18 protein-coding genes are annotated in these 18089 nt (G+C 34.2%); 1 reads left to right on the forward strand and 17 read right to left on the reverse strand.

The genetic code is table 11. The annotated features are described in order from the left end of the window. Positions 1-11 precede the first annotated feature (11 nt). From DN389_RS25730 to DN389_RS25775, 10 genes are all read right to left on the reverse strand, one after another. Positions 12-1160, reverse strand: a complete 1149-nt coding sequence (locus DN389_RS25730; RefSeq protein ID WP_149237739.1) for a hypothetical protein — start codon at positions 1158-1160, stop codon at positions 12-14. Positions 1161-1323: 163 nt separating this feature from the next. Beyond that, the gene (gene cydC / locus DN389_RS25735) at positions 1324-3048 is read right to left on the reverse strand and encodes a thiol reductant ABC exporter subunit CydC (protein ID WP_064449352.1); all 1725 of its coding nucleotides are present in this window, start codon (positions 3046-3048) and stop codon (positions 1324-1326) included. 2 nt (positions 3049-3050) lie between these two features. Further along, entirely contained in the window at positions 3051-4766 is a 1716-nt protein-coding gene (gene cydD / locus DN389_RS25740) for a thiol reductant ABC exporter subunit CydD (protein ID WP_149237740.1), read from the reverse strand. Then, positions 4766-5782: a cytochrome d ubiquinol oxidase subunit II gene (cydB, locus tag DN389_RS25745; protein WP_000950066.1), complete on the reverse strand. Its 1017-nt coding sequence runs from the start codon at positions 5780-5782 to the stop codon at positions 4766-4768. Before cydB ends, cydD begins: the two co-directional genes overlap by 1 nt. Beyond that, positions 5769-7172, reverse strand: a complete 1404-nt coding sequence (gene cydA, locus DN389_RS25750) for a cytochrome ubiquinol oxidase subunit I (protein WP_048566561.1) — start codon at positions 7170-7172, stop codon at positions 5769-5771. The genes cydB and cydA overlap by 14 nt, the downstream gene beginning before the upstream one ends. A 617-nt stretch (positions 7173-7789) precedes the next feature. Then, positions 7790-8845: an LLM class flavin-dependent oxidoreductase gene (locus tag DN389_RS25755; RefSeq protein WP_088121892.1), complete on the reverse strand. Its 1056-nt coding sequence runs from the start codon at positions 8843-8845 to the stop codon at positions 7790-7792. Positions 8846-8927: 82 nt separating this feature from the next. Continuing rightward, positions 8928-9371 carry a MarR family winged helix-turn-helix transcriptional regulator gene (locus DN389_RS25760; protein WP_098802524.1) on the reverse strand — a complete coding sequence of 148 codons (444 nt, stop codon included), beginning with the start codon at positions 9369-9371 and terminating at the stop codon, positions 8928-8930. A gap of 153 nt (positions 9372-9524) precedes the next feature. Next, the gene (locus tag DN389_RS25765; RefSeq protein WP_087982928.1) at positions 9525-9848 is read right to left on the reverse strand and encodes a carboxymuconolactone decarboxylase family protein; all 324 of its coding nucleotides are present in this window, start codon (positions 9846-9848) and stop codon (positions 9525-9527) included. Between the two features lies 1 nt (position 9849). Then, positions 9850-10257: a tautomerase family protein gene (locus tag DN389_RS25770; RefSeq protein WP_088121890.1), complete on the reverse strand. Its 408-nt coding sequence runs from the start codon at positions 10255-10257 to the stop codon at positions 9850-9852. Between the two features lie 42 nt (positions 10258-10299). After that, positions 10300-10848, reverse strand: a complete 549-nt coding sequence (locus DN389_RS25775; RefSeq protein WP_088121889.1) for a DUF4865 family protein — start codon at positions 10846-10848, stop codon at positions 10300-10302. Between the two features lie 120 nt (positions 10849-10968). On the opposite strand from DN389_RS25775, the gene DN389_RS25780 reads away from it, so the two are divergent. Next, a complete protein-coding gene (locus DN389_RS25780; RefSeq protein ID WP_088121888.1) occupies positions 10969-11757 on the forward strand; it encodes a LysR family transcriptional regulator in 789 nt (262 codons plus the stop codon). Positions 11758-11849: 92 nt separating this feature from the next. Here the strand turns inward: DN389_RS25780 and DN389_RS25785 are convergent, their stop codons facing one another. The 7 genes from DN389_RS25785 to DN389_RS25815 form a co-directional block, all read right to left on the reverse strand. After that, a complete protein-coding gene (locus DN389_RS25785) occupies positions 11850-12803 on the reverse strand; it encodes a branched-chain amino acid ABC transporter permease (protein WP_142343633.1) in 954 nt (317 codons plus the stop codon). A 49-nt stretch (positions 12804-12852) separates the two neighbouring features. Further along, entirely contained in the window at positions 12853-13713 is an 861-nt protein-coding gene (locus DN389_RS25790) for a branched-chain amino acid ABC transporter permease (protein WP_098190241.1), read from the reverse strand. 21 nt (positions 13714-13734) lie between these two features. Continuing rightward, entirely contained in the window at positions 13735-14436 is a 702-nt protein-coding gene (locus DN389_RS25795) for a branched-chain amino acid ABC transporter ATP-binding protein (RefSeq protein ID WP_029439348.1), read from the reverse strand. Next, positions 14414-15187, reverse strand: coding sequence for an ABC transporter ATP-binding protein (locus tag DN389_RS25800; protein WP_060490020.1), 774 nt, complete (start codon positions 15185-15187; stop codon positions 14414-14416). The genes DN389_RS25795 and DN389_RS25800 overlap by 23 nt, the downstream gene beginning before the upstream one ends. Before the next feature lie 89 nt (positions 15188-15276). Continuing rightward, positions 15277-16494, reverse strand: a complete 1218-nt coding sequence (locus tag DN389_RS25805; RefSeq protein ID WP_098802526.1) for a substrate-binding domain-containing protein — start codon at positions 16492-16494, stop codon at positions 15277-15279. A 180-nt stretch (positions 16495-16674) separates the two neighbouring features. Further along, the gene (locus DN389_RS25810) at positions 16675-17670 is read right to left on the reverse strand and encodes a 3-oxoacyl-ACP synthase (protein WP_088121884.1); all 996 of its coding nucleotides are present in this window, start codon (positions 17668-17670) and stop codon (positions 16675-16677) included. After that, positions 17670-18086 carry a MaoC family dehydratase gene (locus tag DN389_RS25815; RefSeq protein ID WP_149237741.1) on the reverse strand — a complete coding sequence of 139 codons (417 nt, stop codon included), beginning with the start codon at positions 18084-18086 and terminating at the stop codon, positions 17670-17672. Before DN389_RS25815 ends, DN389_RS25810 begins: the two co-directional genes overlap by 1 nt. Positions 18087-18089: the final 3 nt, after the last annotated feature.

Raw genomic sequence — 18089 nt, forward strand, 5'->3', positions numbered from 1 at the left:
GAATCGAAATATCATACTTTTCGTTCCTGAATAAACATATTTAATAACGCGGACATTTTATTTGCACCTTTTTTATTCATATGATCACTATCATAAAAATCTTCATCACAAAATAATGGTGAATCAAATAGATCTATGGTTTGAAAAGAATATTGTGCTTGAAAATCATTTATAACTTTATAAAAATCTTCTTTTAATTTCTTACTACTACAATTGAAATAATGTGAAGTAACAGGGAAGACAACAATTAGTGGCTTTATATCATTTTTTAACAGTAATTCTAAATATGTTTTAAAAATCGTTTTATTTTCAACTAAAGTATGAGGATACGACAATTTAGCATGTGAAGCTGCTCTCATTTTCCCATGTTCTTCAAAAGGAATATGAAGGGGAGTGGTATTCCATTCAGCATTTATCCAAGGTAGTATCAATGATTCATCTTTTAGTTCGTCTAATAAAATATATTCAAAATGCAAATTAAAAAGAGAAAAAAGTGGTTTCGGACTATTTAGATGTGAGAATCCATCAGTAGGTAGAGGAGCATGAACTACAGTATGATGACCGTCTTGAAACAATGGATAATATACTTTGTGAATTCTATATGCTTCAGATGATAACGACATGTCAAAGTAAAAAGAGAAATAGGCTATTCCTATCAAACAATATTGAAATGAATGATCGTTTGATAGAAGTTGTGACGCTATTAAATAATCATAGTATAGATCTTGCGATGGAAGTGTTAATTTTATTGACTTTTTTGAGAGGAGCTCCGTACTTATGCCACAATGCGGATAAGACAAACCGGTAGCAAACAATTCATATGTGGGATCACTCTTTACTTTTTTCATAGACATGTATAAAAACATAAGATCCGGATTTATTTGATATATAGAAATTAATTTATTCCTCCATTCATACATGTATTTTGTTAAATTAATAATTTTTTTACTTTGCACGCCCTTGTTTATCAATTCATTTGTAAGTTTTTCTGCGTCCACTCTCCAAATGACTATATATTGAAAAGAATTTTCTATACGAACAATAGTTGAAACGTCTACAATATGAACGATTGTTTTACATTTATTTTTGTCTAATGCATTTTGAATCCTTGCCCCTGATACTTCATCACTTAAAACAATAATTTTATACTGCTCCTTCATGTATATCCCCCTCCATTATATGTATAATATGAAATTCATTTTTCATTCATAATGATCATATACATCTGCAATCCAACATTAAAAAAGAATAGAATATTCATTTCAAAACAAAAATAGCTCCACCATTTGGCGTAGCTATTTTTACAATTATTACTTATTCAAACTATATTCCTTTATCTAACTCATAAAGCTTTCGATACTTCTCGTTTTCTTTCAGAAGTTGTTCATGACTGCCTTGCATCACAATTTGACCACGATCAAGGAATATAACTTCATCTACATGTTCAATTCCTACAAGGTGGTGTGTAATCCAAATAACAGTCTTTTCTTCTGTTGCAGAAAACATTGTTTCTATTAAAGATAGTTCTGTCTTTGGATCTAAGCCGATCGTAGGTTCATCAAGTACAATAATTGGAGCCTCTTGCATTAGCGTTCTAGCAAAAGCAACCCGTTGTCTTTCTCCACCAGAAAACCTTTTCCCCATTTCATGCATTTTTGTTTGCAATCCATCTGGAAGAGAAGCTATATGCGAAGCTAATTGTGCTTTCTCTAAAGCTGTCCATATCTCTTCATCCGTAGCCTCTGGTTTACCGATTCGCACATTATTTCCAATTGTCGTATCGAATAAATGCGGTTTTTGATTCAATACAGAAATATATTTTGATAAAAGATTCGTATGAGCATGTTCACTATGCAATAAAACTTCACCATGCAACGGGCTTAGCGCACCTGCTAACAATTTTAACAAAGTAGATTTTCCTGTTCCACTTCTTCCTAAAATGGCAATTTTCTTTCCTGCCTTTATTTGCAGTGATACTTCTTTCAATACAAATTCATTACTATCTGGGTAACTATACGATACATTATTTACTTCAATGTCTATATGTTTTGATGCAACATAATCTTTATCCTCATGTAATTCCTTTTCATCCTGTAAAACATCATTAGCTTCTACTTTAATTAGACGATGAGCAGATTCTACATATGATGGAATTCGATCTATAGCATCTGAAAGAGGAATAAGCGCGTTTGTGACTGATAACGTCATTAAGACGAAAGCCGCAATAACGGTAGGTGCAATCTGTTCACTTGCCGCCTCATTTCCAGTCCATATGATCATTGAAATAACTACAATCCCCACTACTAATTGAATGATACTGTCCCGAATATGATTCCAGCGCTTCATTCTTTTTTCCGTTTTTAACAACTGAGCATTTTGCTCTACATACTTATCAATGAATTCATCTTTTCTACCACTTGCTTGCCAATCTGATAATCCAAAAACAGCGTCTGTTAATTGTTGATACAAACGGCTTCTTCCTTGTTTTAAAGTAACATGATGTTGCTTCATTAAAAGTAATGATACAAACGGAAGCAGAAAGACGATAATAGCCAACATACTTGCTGCAATAAGTGCAAATACTACGTCAAATGCACCGATAACAAGTACGAATATGCTATATACAACTAATGCTAATAGACTAGGAAATATTGTACGTAAATATAGGTTTTGCAAATGCTCTATATCTTCGGATAATATACCTAACATATCGCCCGTTTGAAATCGTGAGCGGAAAAATAACGCCTGCGGTTCTACTATTCTATATAGTTTCGTTCTCATCTTTTCTAATATGCGTAGTACGACATCGTGTCCAACTAAACGCTCTAAATAATGAAATACCGCTTGTCCTATACTAAACGCACGTGTTGCAACGATAGGAACATATACAGCCATTACATTTTCTGGTCTAAGAGCAGATTTAGAGATTAAATAACCTGAAATGAAAAGTAACATCGCACCTGAACTAACTCCAAGAAGACCAAGGAAAATAGTTAAAGTCATTCTACCTTTATTTTGCTGTATATAAGGTTTAATCCAGTTACTCATCTCTATCCCCTCTCTTTCCTGTGAAAATGTAATGCCTCATTCTTTAAAAGTTCTTCATACGTTCCGCTTTCTATCATTTCCCCTTTATTTAAAATAAGAATATGATCCATCTGTTTCATCCAGTGAAGACGATGTGTTGCAAGAAATACTAGCTTACCTTCAAACAGACGTAACATCGCTTGCTTTATTTCAAATTCAGTTTCAATATCAAGATGTGCTGTAGGCTCGTCTAATAAAATAATTGGCTTTTTGCTTAAAAGTGCACGCGCCATAGCGACACGTTGTTCTTGCCCGCCACTAAGCATACGTCCACCTTCTCCAATTCTTTCATACATCCCGTTCGGAAGCGATGTAACGAGTGAACGAAGACCAACTTCATTAATAACTCTTTCCACTTCTGCATCAGTTGTATTTGTTTCATAGAAACAAATGTTATCTTTTAATGAAAGCGGGAAAATATAAGGTTGCTGTGGAATATAAGCAATATTCTTTTGCCAATCTTCTCGAGTAGACCCGTCAATTTTCACACCATTTATTATCAGCTTTCCACCCGAAGGAGTTAAAAATCCTGCTAATACGTCAATTAACGTCGATTTCCCTGCCCCACTTTCACCAATTACACCTATAGCGCCGGTGCCTTTCCAAGTAAAATCAATTCCCTCTAATATAGCTTTTTCAGATTCATTATTCTTTACTTTTACATCTTGTAATTTCAAGTTACTAGAGGCATTCCATATTAAACCTACATTAGATTCTTTCGTTCCTATTTCTTTTTGTTGCTGTAAAATCTCTTCTATTTGCTCCATTGCAAGTTGTCCATCTAACGTAGCATGATAATTCGCTCCAACTTGTTTAATCGGCAGAAAATATTCTGGAGCTAAAATTAAAATCGTAAGGGCTGGCAATAGTACAATTGTCCCATCTATTAAACGTATCCCTAATCCGACTGCCACAAATGCGATTGATAAGCTCGTAAAGAAATCTAATGCAAAAGAAGAAAGAAAAGCAACTCGCAAAGTACGCATCGTTGCTTTTCTATATCTTTTACTTACTTTTTCAATCTTTCCTTCGTGCTGTTTACTTTTACCTAAATACTTTAATGTTTCTAATCCTTTTAACGTATCTACAAAATGATTAGAAAGTACACGATACGACTCATACTGACTATCCGCCATCTTTTGCGCTGCTAATCCTAGTAGGATCATAAATATAATTACGATAGGAATCGTTACAACTAAAATGATTCCAGACTCAATATCTAGCGTGAAAACATATAGTACAATTAGTCCCGGTACAATACTACTTCTAATCATTTTAGGAATTGTTAATTCAATATATGTTTTAAATTTCTCAATACCTTCAATCGATAAGGTAACCAGATGACCTGTTCCAGCAGTTTGAACATATCGTGGACCTAATGTGAAATACGCCTCTATTAATTGTTTTCGCAGTAGCGATCCTGTTTTTTCAGCGAAACGTTCCACTAATATTTGCGAAATTCGAACTAGCATATGACGTACTGCAAACGTGATTCCAAAATAAACCGTTTCATTTAACACAGATTGCACTGTTTCTCCTTGAAATAAAAACGTAATAGCCCGTGCTAAAAACACTGTTTGCGCAATAATACTTATAGCTTCTAAAATGCTAATGATTGTTAACACTACATATAAAACTCGGCTACCAGGATACGATGGAAGTCCTCTTTTTCTTTTCATTAGTACTCCAAATCTTTATCTGACTTAACAGGTTGTCTAAACACATAGAAACTCCATATTTGACTTCCCAAAACAAATGGCAATATAGCAATTGAAAAATACGTCATCAGTTTTAGTGCATAATCTCCCGATGCTGCATTATAAATTGTTAAATCGTATATTGACCCTAACGAGCTAATTAAGACACGTGGGAACATGCCGATAAACACACTCGCACTTAGTAAAATGATTGTTAAACTCGTCATAAAGAAAGCCCAACCATCTCTTCTTCTTTTATTTAATAATGTTGACGTACATAATGCTACAAAAGCTCCAATCGGAACCATAATCCACTCTGTACCATGGGCAGTGAAAATATCTGTTTTCCATAATCCTAATCCGGCAAAAATAAGGAGTGCTATAATTGAGAATGGCGCAATTTTCATTGCAGCAATACGTGCACGTTCTCTTAACTTACCAGTTGTACGAATAGTAAGGAATTGCAACCCGTGAACAATACATAACAGAAGGAACATAACTCCTCCAAGTAATGCAAATGGATGAAGTAACGGTAAGAATCCACCTACAGCATTTTTAGTTTCATCAATTGGAATACCTACCATAAAGTTAGCAATTGCAACTCCCCAAAGAACAGGCGGTAGTAAACTTCCTAAAAACATACCCCAATCCCAAAAACCTTTCCATTTATGATTGTCTATTTTCGCACGGAATTTAAAGGAAACCCCTCTTATAATTAAAGCAAGAAGCATAAATACAAACGGAATGTAAAATCCGCTAAATAAAGTTGCATACCAGTGTGGGAATGCCGCGAACATAGCTCCACCAGCACAAACAAGCCATACTTCATTCGCGTGCCAAAATGGACCAATTGTATTTAAATATATTCTTTTCTCTAAATCGTTTTCCCCTAAAAACCTTGAAACTATACCTACACCGAAATCGAAACCTTCAAGTACAAAGAAGCCTACGAATAAAATTGCAATAATGATAAACCACAACTCATTAAGAGATAACATACTCTTCCTCCTTATCAAATGGATCATGGCTTTGAGAATCCTGTTTCGTTTTCTTATTTTCATGTCCTTTAATGACACGAACGAATAAGTAAACAGTAATTCCTCCTATAATTAAATATAGTGATGTGAATGAAACTAAAGAGAATAATACTTCTCCGAACGTAACATTTGGAGATACAGCATCTTCCGTTTTCATAACACCGAAAACTACCCAAGGCTGACGTCCCATTTCAGTCATAATCCATCCTACTGTATTACCGATAAACGGTAGTGCAATTGCATACACCATTAATTTTAAATACCAAGTTTTTTCAACTAAACGATCTTTTCTTGATAAGAACCATCCGTATGCTCCTAGAAGAAGCATAAATGTTCCACTCATTACCATCGCTCTAAAACTCCAGAACATAGTGTGTACTGGCGGTATATAATCTCCAGGCCCATATTTTTCTTCATATTGTTTTTGAATTTGATTCATTCCTTCTACTTGACCACTAAATTTATCAAATGATAATAGACTTAGCATATAAGGGATTTGAATTTCAAACGAATTTTCTTGCTTCTCTGCATCAATTTTCGCAAATACTGTAAATGGCGCTGGATCCTCACTCGTATTCCATAACGCTTCAGCTGCTGCCATTTTCATTGGATGCGTCTTAATTAATTGTTGTGCTTGCGCATGACCGAAGAATAATACTAACGCCGTTGTAAGTGTTCCAACAATGATAGAAATGCGGAACGATTTTTTAAACACTTCAGTTTCTTGAGCTTTCGTTATTTTCCATGCACTCACACCTGCAATAAAGAATGCACCAGTTGCAATCGCAGCTGTAATTGTATGCGGGAATTGTACCCATAATTGTGGGTTTTGAATAATCGCTAAGAAATCATTCATTTGTGCACGTCCATCTGCTGCCATTTCATATCCTACTGGCGATTGCATAAATGCACTTGCAGTTAAAATCCAAAATGCTGATAACATTGTTCCAATTGAAAGGAGCCAAATACATAACAAGTGAATTCGCTTCGGTAATTTGTCCTCACCGAATACCCATAAACCTAGGAATGTAGACTCTATGAAAAATGCTAATAAGCCTTCAATTGCAAGTGATGGACCAAACACATCACCTACGAAACGTGAATATGTTGACCAGTTCATGCCAAACTGGAATTCTTGTAAAATACCAGTTACTACACCTACCGCAAAGTTAACTAGGAATATTTGTGTCCAAAACTTCGTCATCTTCTTATAAATTTCTTGTCCCTTTACCACGTATAACGTTTGCATTAATGCAATAATAAAAGCTAAACCAATAGACAGCGGAACAAAAAAGTAATGGAAAATCGTTGTTGATGCGAATTGTATTCGTGCCAATTCGAGCGTTTCCATACTACAATCACTTCCTTCATAATTTTTTATATCGTAATTTCAATTGAGTTGTATGAATAAAACAACTCAAATCTTAGAAATATAGAAAGATAAATTTATTTATGTACTTTTAGAAAATATAAATTTTCAGTTTTCAAGATAATTACAAAAAAACTTTCTCATAAAATTTACCTTTTCACTATTTCAGTAGTGTTTTATCCGTTAATCGAATTGTATAATATACCTGCATAGTAAATTCAGCTGATTTTTGACGTATTATTGACATCATTTTGTCTGAAATATGTCTTTTGTCATTTTTTTGAATTAGATTTTTCTCATTACTAAAATGTATTTTTTTAATATAAGACTTACTTTCATATCAATAAAATAATCATTTTTCTCTTCATACACTTGACTTTCATGCGAAAAAATGTCCTCTAAACCAACGGGGAAATCAGTTAGTTTTTTGTCAAGAGAAAAATATATTTCTAAAATTCAAACACAAAATAATGTTATTCAAAAATAGAAAATACCCGCCCTCTTTCTAGACTAAAAATTCATTTTTTTGTCATTTTTTCAAACAAAATTAATACATAAAAAAATACCGAGAATCGATTAGACTCTCGGTATTTTTTAAATTATTTTGCTGTATGTTTTCTAACAGCCGGTAAAATTTCAGTAGCAATTAATTCGATGTTTTTCTCAATTTTATTAAGTGGTACGCCACCAAAATCAATTTGTGCCATAAAACGTTGTTGCCCAAATAATTCATATTGGTAAAGCATTTTTTCAATAATTTGTTGCGGGCTACCAACCATTAATGCGTCACGGTAATCTACTGCATTTGTAAATTGTTGCTTTGGATACCCACCACCACGCAGTGTAAGCATACCAGCATTAATATGAGGATAGTATTCACTAAACGCATCTTGTGAATTTTTTGCTGTATAAAATAAACTCGTTGTTGCAACTGGTAAATTTGCTGGATTAAATCCACTTTGCGCCGCAGCCTCACGGTAAGCATCTACTGATCCTTTAAAGTTAATCGCTGGACCACCTAGTGTTGTTATCATCATTGGCACACCCGCACGTCCTGCTTTAATCGCACTAGCTGGCGGGCCACCAACTGCACGCCAAATTGGTAAGTTATTATTTTTCGCTCTCGGAATAACCGATGCATGTGTAAGCGGCGCTCTGAACTGTCCGTTCCATGTTACATGTTCCTCTTTATTAATTTTTAATAAAAGATCCATCTTCTCTTCAAATAATTCTTCATAATCATTCACGTCATAACCGAGTAAACTATATCCCCCAATACGAGAACCACGACCAGCCACGATTTCTGCACGTCCATTAGAAATCAAGTCAATTGTAGCAAAGTCCTCATATACTCGTACCGGGTCAGATGTACTTACTATCGTTGCTGAACTTGCAATTTTTATATTTTTCGTAGCTTGTGCAATAGCTCCTAAAATAACTGTATGAGCTTGCGTTGTAAAATGCGTTTGATGACTTTCACCGACAGCAAATACATCAAGTCCAGATTCATCCGCTAACTTTGATGTTTCAATTAATTCATGAATTCTTTGTTCTGCACTAATTTTCTCTCCGTTATGTGGATTTAAAACATGATCCCCAATTGAATATAATCCAAACTCTATTCCTTTACTTGTATCCATACGGTATTTTTCCATAGTTGCTCTCTCCTTTAATTCAGTCGTATTCATTTTCTTCAATTACTTTTCACTTGATTAGTCAATTGATAGTGTAAAAAAATTACTCTCGCGGCAATTCTTTTTTTTCACTATGCTTATGAACTTTCGTCATTAGCTCGTATAATATTTTCTGCTCTTCTTCATTTAATACATCATCAAAAAACGATGATTGAAATGCAAGTTGCTCTGGCAATGCTCTCTCTAAAGCTGCTTCTCCTTGCTCTGTAAGACTAATTGTTTTCGTTTTCCAATCTTGTTTTCGTACTATATATCCTTCTTTTTCAAGACGAGTTAACATTCGAGAAATACCGCCTTGTGTAACAGTTACCTTTTCAGCTAACTCCATTTGTGTGAGTGGTTGATACGTACGTATTTGTAAAAGCACATCAAATTGAGCTGTTGTTATATCAAACCGTTTTAAAAACTCATTTGACATCTGATTACTTTGGTTCGTAAATCGTATTAAACGTAACCATATTAATGACCCTATCGTATTATCACGCATGTTTGATCACTTCCTATCGTGAATCTTACTATCACTTTACTACGCAAGTGATAAAAAAGCAAGAGAAAAAGTGAAAAATATCTCATTAGAGTATTGCATAAATAACGATAAGAAAGAATTCATATTTAAATGAATTCTTTCTTATCGTTATTCTTAACCTTCCATTTCATTCATTGCTATATTTAAAGCTGCTACCGCTTTGGGCCAACCAACATAAAAAGCCATATGTGTTATTAATGCGATCATTTCATTTTCTCCAATTCCATTTTGTTTGGCCAGTCGCAAATGAAATGGTAATTGTTCTGTATGACCAAGACTGATTAATACCGACACTGTACATAAACTTCTTTCTCTTAATGTTAAAGTGTCATCCCGCCACACTTCCTCAAACAATATCTCTTCACTATAATGAGCAAATGCAGGTGCCATTTCTTTCATTCTCTCTTGAATACAATATTTAATTGATTCATTCATCATTTCACTCTCCCTTCACTTTTACCAATTGTGCCAATCCTTGACCAAATGACCAATTTTCAGCAGATGTCTCATTTAGCGTAATAAAAATATCTGCACTTTTTATACTAGAACATTCAGAAATCTTCGAGGATATCGACTGATACAGATCACTTTTCTGTTTTATCGTTCTTTCCGGTCCGCATGTAATAGAAACATAAATCATATTCTCTGTTCTCTTTTCTTCTCCTTCCAACAAATAATATGGATTATATAAAAAGTGATTTTGCGAGTAAGATAAAAACAGTTGAAAATAATCATTTTTAGGGATGTTAAAATGTTCAATTAATGAAAGATGAATACATTCACCTATCTTTTTCAACTCTTCTTTATTTAATTTATTTTCATGATAATAAACGTTCACAAAAGGCATACATTTTCATTCCTTTTCCTTAATTTAACATTCAACAAATTTTCATCGTGAAATGTGTAAAATCTCATATACTGTAACATCTTTATTCGTTACCATATCAGGCTTTTCATTGTAAAATCTGAATTGACTATATCCCCATTTATCTGGATTATAAACTATTACATTTCCTAAACACTTTTCTATATTTTGTATATTTTCATTCATAGTTTTTAATTGAGTCTCCCTCAGTGAATTACTTTGAGAAATACTCCCTACATGTTCAACAACATATTTACTTTTCTTAAAGTCATCACTTAGATTAACAACTAATGGAACACCTATATTTATTTGTTGCCACCCAAACGATTGTAAAATATTATCGTAATACCCTTCAAATATAAATGTATTCATTCCTTCATGACCATTCCAAATATATAACGGTGCATAACAGTTATAGAAATTCCCATCCTTACCTGCCTCAGTAATTAAATATGCTTTGAAATTCAATTCTTGAAAACCATCAGTTTTATATCCATTATCCTTTACCCTTTTTTTAATAATCTCCATGTCATAATCCTTTGGCAAAATAACCTTATATTGCATTCCAATCATGTTTATCACTCACTTTCTATCTTATATACACAATGATAAACCGATGATTGACTAACGTAAAATAGGTATAAATTATGTTTGATATCATTTATAATGATACCGTATAAGGAGCTGTGATACATGGAAATAAATGATCTTATTATATTCAAAACTGTAGCTAGCGAAGGCTCTATTAGTAAAGCTGCTAAAGAGTTAGGATATGTTCAACCGAACGTAACTGAGCGAATCAAAAAATTAGAACAAGAATTAGAAACTCCTTTACTACATAGAGATAACAAAGGCGTTTCCTTGTTACCTTCTGGTGACATTTTATTAGACTACACGAATCAAATATTAACTTTAGTAGAAGAAGCGAAAGATAAAATTAAAACGAGTGGTTCTTCTTATATAATCGCGACGTCACAATCTATTTTGACTAATTATGTAAGTAAGCGTATTAAAGAAAATTTCAGGAATTATCAAATATATGTAGAAAATAGTAGTCATTTACAAAAATTACTGCAACAACAAAAAGTTGATATGGTCATCACTTATGAGGATGATCCCGACGCAGCTTTTAAAAAAGTATTTACTACTTCAATTTCTATAGGCTTATTAAAAACGAAAGAAACACGTACCATTGACTATTCGCAGGAACTCTTCTTCGTTAGTAATGACAAAAAGTGCCCTTTTAGAAATAAGACGATACAATTTCTAAAAGAAAATCATTTATCTCAGCGTCAACTTCAACAATTAGATTCTTATTCGCTTATGGAAGAGTTTATTCAGGACGGAAAAGGAATAGCCTTTTTGCCGATTAGAAATGATACATTGGTACCAATTGAAAATGTTCCAATTGAGAAATTAGCTGTTCATTTTTTTACAAATGAAAACTCTTTAAAACAAATCCCTGATGAACTATTTGATTAATAGAATAGCTATAAACTAATTACATACACCAATAAAAATCCCTCCTTTACGAATTTAAAAGAGGGATTTTCATATTCTATACAATTGATTTTTCACACATTTTGCTCCACTTCTGCACTTTTCTCCTTCTTACTCCGTTTCACATTCTTCAGTCTCTTAATCGTGCCAACTAATCCTTTCGGAAAAACTAACAAGACGATAATGTACAATAAACCAAGAATAATTGTCCATCTTTCAAAAATCGGATACGCTGTGGCTAGTTCTGATAAATAATATTTCAGTGATTCAATAATTCCAGCTCCAGCAATTGCTCCAATTAACGTTCCAACGCCTCCAATCATTGTCATCAATAATGCATTTAATGTCATTTCAATTGAAAATACAGTCGTATTAACAAAGCGTAGTGTGATAACAAATAAACCACCGCTAATTGTAGCAACTACTCCTGCAACAATACTAGCAATAATTTTATAATGAAGAACTTTATATCCTAATGCTTCCACACGTTGCTCATTTTGTGAAATTGCCTTTAATACTTTTCCAATAGAAGATTTTGTGAAAAGACGTAACAGAATAAAAATGACAATTAAACATATAAGTGTTACATAATAAAACGTAAAACGATCACGGAATAAGTCTGGTACACCAAATGTAAAACCGTCTCCTCCGTGAGTGAGTCCACGCCATTTTTCAGCAAGTACGAAAAACAACTGTGAAATAGCAAGTGTTAACATTGCATAAAAATGACTTTTCAGCCGTAATGAAAGCAAACCGATTATATAACTAACAATTACTGAAATGATAATTGCAGCTACTATCCCTATTAAAAAGTTCGTTATGGATACTCCTTGCCGATCAAATAAAAGCGCTACCCCATACGCTCCTATTCCAAAGAACATACAATGGCCGAACGATACAATTCCTGTATACCCAAGCAATACATCAAAACTCATTGCAAAAATAGCAAAGATGAAGATTTGAGTGAACAAAATTAACAAGCTCCGTGAATCATTTACGAATGGAAATACACTTAAACAAATGAGCATAAATACTCCGAAGTATACTTTAATTCGATTTGATGTGCTGTTCACCATTTCACCCCTTTTCACTAACAAGTCCATTTGGCTTCACTATTAAGAAAAATAGTAACATTAACATATTGATTGCAAGTGATAAATCCGGTATAAAATACGCTGTAAAGGCACCCGCTAATCCGACAATTAAAGATGCGATTGCTGAACCTTGTACGCTTCCTAATCCTCCAATGATTACTACTATGAAAGCTAAAATCGCATACTGCATACCCATCTCGGCGAAAATAACTCCTGAATACGGTGCTAATAAGAAGCCTCCCAACGCTGCCATCCCTGCTCCTAATAAAAAGACGAAAGAAAATATTGCTTTTACGTTAATACCGAGCGCTTGAACCATCTCTTTATCTATTACACCAGCGCGTATCATTAGACCTATCTTTGTTTTTTTAAGCAATAATAGTAAGGAAATATAAATGATGATCCCAATTAAAATTACGAATAGACGATATTTAATTAATATAATACCTTCAAATGTATAACTACCTTGTAACCATAACGGTAATTTAGCACCAATTGGATTTGGCCCCCAAAATACTTTAATACATTCACTAAGTACAAGCATTCCTCCAAGCGTCACAAGAAGCTGGCGAACATGATTTCCATATACCGGTCTAATAAGGAATCTTTCTAAAATGAATCCAAGAAACATCCCCATAGCAATTGCGCCAATTAACGCTAATACATAACTACCTGTCATATTAAATAACCAAACACCTGTAAACGCTCCCCACGCAAATAAACCACCATGTGCGAAGTTTAGAACGCTCATTAAACCGAAAATAAGTGAAAGTCCTGATGCTAATAAAAAAATGAGCATCCCTGTTGAAATCCCATTTACAAATAAATTGATTAACACATCCATCCTTCTCACCTCGGATTCATGTTAAGAGATTCCTAAATATTTGTGACACATTTCCTTATCCTCTTTTAATTCATGCATAAAACCGTTATGAACAATTCTTCCGTTATCCATAATATAAAAGTAATCACCAATTTGACTAGCCATCATAAAGTTTTGTTCAACGAGTAAAACTGTTGTTTTCTCCTTCATTTTCAAAATGGCTATCATTAATTTTTCTATCATAATAGGGGACAAGCCTTTACTCGGCTCATCAATAAGTAATAAACCATCACTATTAATAAATGCTCTTGAAATTGCTAGCATTTGTTTTTGTCCTCCGCTTAAGAGTCCACTTTTTTTGTGCCAAAACTGCTTTAAATCTGGAAATAGTTCAAGCATCCACTCAATTTTCTCTTCTGCTTCTTCTCCCTTACCCCTAGCAAGAGCGAATGTTTCTTCTACTGTCAGATCGTGAAAAATACCTTGATTTTCTGGTACATAACCTATTCCTTTCCTTGAAATTAAATGTGTAGATAATCCATTTACTTGTGTACGATCATAATAAATTTCACCATGTGCGATATGGTGAAATCCCATAACCGAACGTAATGTCGTCGTCTTCCCTGCCCCATTTCTTCCAAACAGTACAGTAATCGTTCCTTTCTCAACAGCAAGAGATACCCCTTGTAAAATATGAAACTGATCTAAATACGTCTCTATATTATTTACTTGTAATAGTGCCACTATATAATCCCCCTAAATAAGCACTTTGTACACGCTCATCTTTCATAATCTCTTCGGGCAAACCTTCAGCCAATAGCTCTCCATGGAATAAAACGATAAGATGGTCTGACAAACCTAGTACCATATCCATTTTGTGTTCAATAAGTACAATCGTACTCTCTGGATGTTTTTTAATATTTTCAATCACTTGTAAAATAGCCGGTACCTCCTCAACTGATATACCTGCCGTCGGCTCATCAAGTAGTAACACATCCGTTTTTAAAGCTAATAACATTGCAAGCTCTAACTTTCGTTTTTCTCCATGCGCTAAATCTTTCGCTAATACATGTTCTTTCTCCTGAAGTAATACTGTTTTTAAGAAACGTCTCGCCTCTCCAACTTGTTGCTTAAATTTTGCTGAACTCGGAAAAAAACTATAGTAATCTTGCACGAATGATTGAACACTTAAACGAACATTTTCAAGTACCGTTAACTCTGGGAATATATTTGTAAGTTGAAAAGAACGACCAATCCCTAATCGAGTTCGATCTGAAATTGATAATTTTGTAATCTCTTGTCCCTTAAAATATACTTCACCCTTTGTTGGAGAAATTTGTCCACTAAGTAAATTAAATAACGTTGTCTTTCCTGCTCCGTTTGGTCCAATAATGGAAATAAGCTTTCCTTTTTGTACTGTTAAATTCACATCCTTAATAACATGGTGTTCACCAAAAGATACGCTAAGATTTTTCGTTTCAAGCAAATGTGTCACGAAATCCCTCCCTTTAAAGCTTTAAGTATGAAAGAAATACGTATAAAGAGGGTATCCCCTCTTTATACAAAAACAACAGAAAATTCAGTCTATTTATTTTGAACTGGTGGTTCTGTCTCTTTCATCGTTAATTCTCGCTCTAGTACTGGCACCGGATAGTCAACACCATCTTGCTTTTTCAATGTGATAGAATAAAGTGTCTGCATCGCTTGGTGATCCTTTTCTCGAAACTTCATCTTTCCTTTCGGTGTATCAAATTCCATTCCTTCCATTTTCTTAATCAACATATCTACATCTGTATCCCCTTTTGATTTCTTTAAAGCTTCTACAATAGAAATTGCCGCTGACATTCCACCTGCTGTAAATAAATCTGGCACCGCACCATTAAATCGTTTTTTATGTTCTTCCACTAACCAATCATTCACCTTATTTTTCGGGAGTGTATGATAATAAACAGAAAAACCTTGCATTCCTACTAACGCATCCATCGTTTTTAATGCCGGTATATCTGGTGCACCGGTAGAAATTTTAATACCTTGCGCTTCCACATCCATATCTTTCAACTGTTTCCAAGGTGAATTCGCCCCTGCCCAAACGATAAATAAATAATCTGGTTTTGAGCTAATGATATTTTGAATATTAGCAGTGAAGTCAGTCGAATTTGTATCAGCATATTGCTCATTTACAATATTCGCACCTAATTTCTTCGCTCCAGCTTTAAATGCCGCAATTCCTTCACGGCCGTAAGCATTATCTTGTGCTAACGTTGCTATTTTCACATCTTTTTTAGCAATCGCTGCAGCACCAGCGACTGCATCTTGAGATGAATTTCTACCTGTTCTAAAAATATATTTATTCCAGTTCTTACCAGTAATACTATCCGCCACTGCTGGTTCTACAACCATTATTTTTTCATACTCTTCAGCTAGTGGTAAAACCGCTAATGTATCACTTGAACTAGACGATCCGACTAAAAAATCAACTTTCTCTTCTTCTAATAATTTCGTAGCTTTCTTCACTGCTACATCTGCTTTCGTTTCCGTATCTTCTACAACAAACTTAATCTTCTTCCCTTCCACTTTCCCAGTCCCACCCGTTGCATAGTCTAACCCTAATTCAAATCCGTTCACTGTTTGTTTTCCATATGATTCTAATGGACCCGTTAATGAAGCAAGAACACCTACCTTAATCGTCTTTTCATCCTCTGTACTTGTTTTCTTTCCTGAACAAGCTGCCGTTATTAATAACGAACTTAAAATACAACCAGTAGCCATCATTCTTAGCCATTTACGTTTTTTCATCGACATTGTGATCCCCCCATACTTTACTTTCTGATAGAATCAATCTCGCCAAAGTTAACCACCCGTAATTATGACTTTTTCTTTGAATCATACAAACAAATCTGTTTTAAAAATTTAATGAAGTACCTTTACATTCGCCGCCTCTTTCCAAATACCTCCATTTACCATATATTCATCTAGTATTTTTCACCACCTAATTACAGTCGCTGCCCACGTATACCCAGTCCCTGCACTAACTACTACCGCAATATCTCCAGTCTGTAATTTTCCTTGTTCATTTGCAAAGTGAAGGCCAATGCAAGGATCAAGCGCTGACATATGTCCATAATGATCTAAATATACAACTTGTTCTTCTTCTAGCCCTAGCCCCTGTATCAATTCTATTAACATAGAACGTTTTGTATGCAGTGGTAACAATACTTTAATATCTTTAGGAGTATATCCACTTTTTCTTAACGCCTCTCGAATAACCTTTTCAAAATTAGGGATTGAAACCCGGTCTAGACGTTCTTTCATACTATTAGGATCTATTACATCAATGTAATGTTGTCGATTCTCAACTGTATCGTGGCTCGCAACCTGCTTCGATCCACCAGCTGGGATACGAACATCTTCATGAAATGAACCATCTGTTATAATCGCACTTCTTAATATTTTACCGTTTCTAGCGTTCTTTTTCACTAAAGCTGCGCTTCCGCCATCAGCGAAATTAAACATAAAACGTGAGCGTGGATTATCATAATCTATAATTTGAGATTCTTTACATCCACCTACTAATAATATATTTTCAATTGAATTATCGGAGTAGAGCATATCTTTTGCGACTTTGAGAGCGATTGGAAAGCAAGAACTAACATTCATAATTTCAAAAGCATAAGCATTTTTCAATCCAAGTTCATGCTGAATTTTTGGGGCACTTGACCATACGTGGTAATCTTTATGTGGACTGCCAAAATAAATGACTACATCAATAGATTGAGGATCTACTTGTAATAATATTGACTTTGCAGCAGCAATAGCTAAATCTGATGCATGCATCGTTTCGTCTGCGACATGTTTTTCATATAAGCCAAACTTTTCTATAATAATATTTTCAGGGATACCTGTTTTCTTAGATAGATCTGCAGCCGTCTCTACATCTTTTGGGAAGAAAACACCAGTCGCTTCAATCCCAATATTCATTAGACTATTCCTCCTTCTTTTGGCACCATCATAGTAGCTACACCTGTTAATACTAGATCTCCTTTTTGGTTATGACACTCCGTTAACAATTTCAAAACTCTCTTTTCTATCATAAATTCTTGTACTGTAGCCGTAGCTGTAATTGTATCTCCTATAAAAACTGGTGCTGTAAATTTAATAGTTTGCTCCATATAAACGGATCCTTTTCCAGGTAAATGAATACCAAGCAATTGCGATAATAGACTAGAAGTTAGTAAACCATGTGCTATTCTTTGATTAAATCTAGTTTTTTTCGCATACTCATGATCAATATGGATTGGATTAAAATCCCCACTTAACCCTGCAAATAATACAAAATCCGTTTCTGTTATTGTTTTACTACATGACGCCTGTTGACCCGTGCTATACATCGTCATCTC

The organism is Bacillus sp. AY3-1 (assembly GCF_008368785.1).
Lineage (GTDB): Bacteria > Bacillota > Bacilli > Bacillales > Bacillaceae_G > Bacillus_A > Bacillus_A wiedmannii.

Excerpts from the sequence above, each read along its gene's own strand:
- DN389_RS25810 (WP_088121884.1), bottom strand. The coding sequence starts at position 17,670 with ATGAATATTGGGATTGAAGCGACTGGTGTTTTCTTCCCAAAAGATGTA.
- cydA (WP_048566561.1), bottom strand. The coding sequence starts at position 7,172 with ATGGAAACGCTCGAATTGGCACGAATACAATTCGCATCAACAACGATT.
- cydB (WP_000950066.1), bottom strand. The coding sequence starts at position 5,782 with ATGTTATCTCTTAATGAGTTGTGGTTTATCATTATTGCAATTTTATTC.
- DN389_RS25780 (WP_088121888.1), top strand. The coding sequence starts at position 10,969 with ATGGAAATAAATGATCTTATTATATTCAAAACTGTAGCTAGCGAAGGC.
- cydC (WP_064449352.1), bottom strand. The coding sequence starts at position 3,048 with ATGAGTAACTGGATTAAACCTTATATACAGCAAAATAAAGGTAGAATG.
- DN389_RS25765 (WP_087982928.1), bottom strand. The coding sequence starts at position 9,848 with ATGATGAATGAATCAATTAAATATTGTATTCAAGAGAGAATGAAAGAA.
- DN389_RS25760 (WP_098802524.1), bottom strand. The coding sequence starts at position 9,371 with ATGCGTGATAATACGATAGGGTCATTAATATGGTTACGTTTAATACGA.
- DN389_RS25815 (WP_149237741.1), bottom strand. The coding sequence starts at position 18,086 with ATGACGATGTATAGCACGGGTCAACAGGCGTCATGTAGTAAAACAATA.
- DN389_RS25755 (WP_088121892.1), bottom strand. The coding sequence starts at position 8,845 with ATGGAAAAATACCGTATGGATACAAGTAAAGGAATAGAGTTTGGATTA.
- DN389_RS25730 (WP_149237739.1), bottom strand. The coding sequence starts at position 1,160 with ATGAAGGAGCAGTATAAAATTATTGTTTTAAGTGATGAAGTATCAGGG.
- DN389_RS25770 (WP_088121890.1), bottom strand. The coding sequence starts at position 10,257 with ATGCCTTTTGTGAACGTTTATTATCATGAAAATAAATTAAATAAAGAA.
- DN389_RS25775 (WP_088121889.1), bottom strand. The coding sequence starts at position 10,848 with ATGATTGGAATGCAATATAAGGTTATTTTGCCAAAGGATTATGACATG.
- cydD (WP_149237740.1), bottom strand. The coding sequence starts at position 4,766 with ATGAAAAGAAAAAGAGGACTTCCATCGTATCCTGGTAGCCGAGTTTTA.
- DN389_RS25790 (WP_098190241.1), bottom strand. The coding sequence starts at position 13,713 with ATGGATGTGTTAATCAATTTATTTGTAAATGGGATTTCAACAGGGATG.
- DN389_RS25785 (WP_142343633.1), bottom strand. The coding sequence starts at position 12,803 with ATGCTCATTTGTTTAAGTGTATTTCCATTCGTAAATGATTCACGGAGC.
- DN389_RS25805 (WP_098802526.1), bottom strand. The coding sequence starts at position 16,494 with ATGTCGATGAAAAAACGTAAATGGCTAAGAATGATGGCTACTGGTTGT.